Source organism: Terriglobales bacterium, from assembly GCA_035543055.1.
Lineage (GTDB): Bacteria > Acidobacteriota > Terriglobia > Terriglobales > Acidobacteriaceae > JAIQFD01.
Map to the genome: position 1 here is coordinate 1 of DATKKJ010000250.1, position 2,894 is coordinate 2,894.

Sequence of the window (2,894 nt, forward strand, 5' to 3'; positions counted from 1 at the left end):
GAGGGATACGGCGAGATCATCGGCGGCTCGCAGCGCATCGGATCGTACGAGCTGCTGCGCAACCGCATCCAGGAGCACGGGCTGCCGGAGACGGCTTTCAAGTGGTATCTCGACCTGCGCAAGTACGGGGGCGTGCCGCACGCCGGGTACGGCATGGGCATCGAGCGGGCGGTGGCATGGATCTGCGGATTGGAGCACGTGCGGGAGACGATCCCGTTCCCCAGGATGCTGCACCGGATGTATCCGTGAGTCTTTTTCACCGCCGAGTACGCCGAGATCGCCGAGAGGAAACGAGAAATGAAAGACGCAGAAGCGTTGGACCAGATCACGCGGAAGATCATCGGCGCCGCAATCAATGTTCACCGCGCACTTGGGCCGGGCTTGCTTGAAGGCACGTACGAGGCTTGCCTTGCATATGAGCTGGTGCAGCTCGGGCTGAAAGTCGAACGGCAAAAGGAACTACCGGTTCACTACAGAGGAGTGATCATCGACTGCGGCTACCGGCTCGACCTGTTGGTGGAAGATGAAGTAGTCATCGAAGTGAAGGCTGTGGAGCAATTGTTGCCGGTGCACCAAGCACAGGTGATGTCATATCTGCGTATGTCCGGCTTCCGAGTCGGGCTGCTGCTGAATTTCAATGTACGGGTACTGAAGCAAGGCCTCAAGCGGATCGTGAATGAGTTTCCTTCCTCGGCGCTCTCGGCGGCCTCGGCGGTGAAGTCCTAGATTATGGCGACGGCAAGCAATCCGATAATGACCAGCATCACGCCCAAGAAGATCCGTGTGATCGGGGTGCCTCTGGATCTTGGGCAGTCGCGGCGGGGCGTGGACATGGGCCCGTCGGCGGTGCGCGTGGCCGGGCTGGAGGCGCGGCTGGAGGCGCTCGGGCACAAGGTGGAGGACGCCGGCAACATCGCCGTGGCCATCCCCGAGCAGAAGAAGGAAGGCGACCCCAGCGCCAAGTATTTGAAGGAGATCACCGCCACCTGCACCAAGCACGCCGAGCTGGTCCTCAAGACGGTGGAAACCGGCAAGGTGCCGCTCAGCCTGGGAGGCGACCACTCCATCGCCGTGGGCACAGTTTCCGGGATCGCCGAGTTCTACCGGCGTCAGAACCAGCGGATCGGACTGCTGTGGATCGACGCCCACTCCGACATCAACACCCCGGAGAGCTCGCCCAGCGGCAACGTGCACGGCATGCCGCTGGCCGCCATCATGGGCCTGGGCCCGGCGGAGCTGGCCAACATCTTCAACTTCTCGCCCAAGATCGCGCCGGAGAACTGCGTGCTGGTGGGCATCCGCGACATCGACGACAAGGAAAAAGAGAACGTACGCCGCGCCGGCATCGAGGTCTTCACCATGCGCGACATCGACGAGCGCGGCATGCGCACGGTGATCGAAGAGGCGCTGCGCCTGGCCGGGCGCAACACCGCCGGCTACCACGTCTCGCTGGATATGGACTGGATCGACCCCGAGGATGCGCCGGGGGTGGGCACGCCGGTCCGCGGCGGCGCCACCTACCGCGAGGCCCACCTGGCCATGGAGATCATCGCCGACCACGGGCGCCTGCTGGGCTTCGAGATTGTGGAAGTCAATCCCGTCATCGACGAGCACAACCGCACCGCCGACCTGGCGGTGGAGCTGGCGTGCTCGGTGTTCGGAAAGAAGATCCTGTAGCGATGCGATGGTGTCCCGCAGACCCACGCTTGGGTGGCGTCATGCTGAGGGCCTTCAGGCCCGAAGCATCTCGCGTGCAGCGCCTCAGTCTACCCCGCTGAAAAGCGAATCATGCCTTCCGGCTTGAATTGCTCTGACCAGTGCTCCGAAAGGTCCTTCCAAGTCGGATTCATCGATTCAATCAGTGCAATCTTTTTCCAACGTTTCCAGCCTTTGATCTGCTTCTCGCGCATGATGGCGAGGCCGGCCTCGTAGAAGGTCTCGTAATAGACCAGCCTTGTCAGGTTGTATCTGGCGGTGAAGCAGCGCGGGTCGAGCTTGTTCTTGTGCTCGAAAACACGGTCGGGGAGATCACCAGTGACGCCCGTGTACAGGACGTGCGACCGCGGCCGGTTGGTCATGATGTAGACACAGAACTCTTTTCGCTTGCGCATAGATTACTCGTGCTGCACGCGAGATCCTTCGGGGCTAAAGCCCCTCAGGATGACGCCTGGGAAGCTTCATTGGTGCACGCGAGATGCTTCGGGCCTGAAGGCCCTCAGCATGACGCCAGCGAAGAGTATTGCCGGGGTTGGAACGTGTCTGTAACCAGCAGCACCTCGACACGGTAATATGCTTTCGTCATGAAGAAACTGCGGGTCGGCATCCTGTTCGGCGGGCGCAGCGGCGAGCACGAGGTCTCGTTGCTGTCGGCGGCGTCGGTGGTCAACGCCATTGATAAGAGCAAGTACGAGGTAGTGCCCATCGGCATCACCAAGGAAGGCCGCTGGCTGACGGCGCACCACGCCGAGCGCCTGCTGCGCGGCGAGAAGCATCACGAGGAACGGCACCTGCGCGCCGGCGACCCCGACGCCACTCCCGGCGCTGCGGTGCTGGCCAAGGGCGAGGACGTCCTGGTCCCCCCGGTGCCGGAGACCGCGCTGGCGCCCTTGCAGGGTAGCGGAGTTCACCACTCGGCCTCACCCATCGAGGTGGACGTCATCTTTCCCGTGCTGCACGGCACCTTCGGGGAAGACGGCACCATCCAGGGACTGCTGGACCTGGCCGACATCGCTTACGTCGGCGCCGGCGTCCTCGGCTCCGCCGCCGGCATGGACAAGGACGTGATGAAGCGCCTGTTCGCCGCCGCCGGCCTCCCCATCGTCAAGCACCTCACCATCTTGCGCTCGCAGTGGCAGGACGACCCCAAAGGCGTCCGAAAGCTGGTGGAGAAGAAG

At 63.0% G+C, this 2,894-nt stretch carries 5 protein-coding genes; 4 read left to right on the top strand and 1 reads right to left on the bottom strand.

All coding sequences use genetic code 11. The features are described from left to right. The 3 genes from VMS96_15765 to rocF all read left to right on the top strand — a co-directional run. On the top strand, window positions 1-249 hold a 249-nt coding region (locus VMS96_15765), incomplete at its 5' end, for an amino acid--tRNA ligase-related protein (GenBank protein ID HVP44882.1). A gap of 48 nt (window positions 250-297) precedes the next feature. Continuing rightward, window positions 298-726 carry a GxxExxY protein gene (locus tag VMS96_15770; GenBank protein HVP44883.1) on the top strand — a complete coding sequence of 143 codons (429 nt, stop codon included), beginning with the start codon at window positions 298-300 and terminating at the stop codon, window positions 724-726. A gap of 27 nt (window positions 727-753) precedes the next feature. After that, window positions 754-1,677, top strand: a complete 924-nt coding sequence (gene rocF, locus VMS96_15775) for an arginase (protein ID HVP44884.1) — start codon at window positions 754-756, stop codon at window positions 1,675-1,677. Window positions 1,678-1,766: 89 nt separating this feature from the next. On the opposite strand, the gene VMS96_15780 is transcribed toward rocF, so the two are convergent. Continuing rightward, complete coding sequence (locus VMS96_15780; GenBank protein HVP44885.1) at window positions 1,767-2,111, bottom strand: GIY-YIG nuclease family protein; 345 nt, start codon at window positions 2,109-2,111, stop codon at window positions 1,767-1,769. A 189-nt stretch (window positions 2,112-2,300) separates the two neighbouring features. Here VMS96_15780 and VMS96_15785 point away from each other — a divergent pair. Continuing rightward, window positions 2,301-2,894 (top strand): hypothetical protein (locus tag VMS96_15785; protein HVP44886.1); only part of this gene is annotated, 594 nt, incomplete at its 3' end.

Bases quoted from the DNA above. Each gene is read 5' to 3' on its own strand.
- VMS96_15770 (HVP44883.1), top strand. From the start codon at position 298: ATGAAAGACGCAGAAGCGTTGGACCAGATCACGCGGAAGATCATCGGC.
- rocF (HVP44884.1), top strand. From the start codon at position 754: ATGACCAGCATCACGCCCAAGAAGATCCGTGTGATCGGGGTGCCTCTG.
- VMS96_15780 (HVP44885.1), bottom strand. From the start codon at position 2,111: ATGCGCAAGCGAAAAGAGTTCTGTGTCTACATCATGACCAACCGGCCG.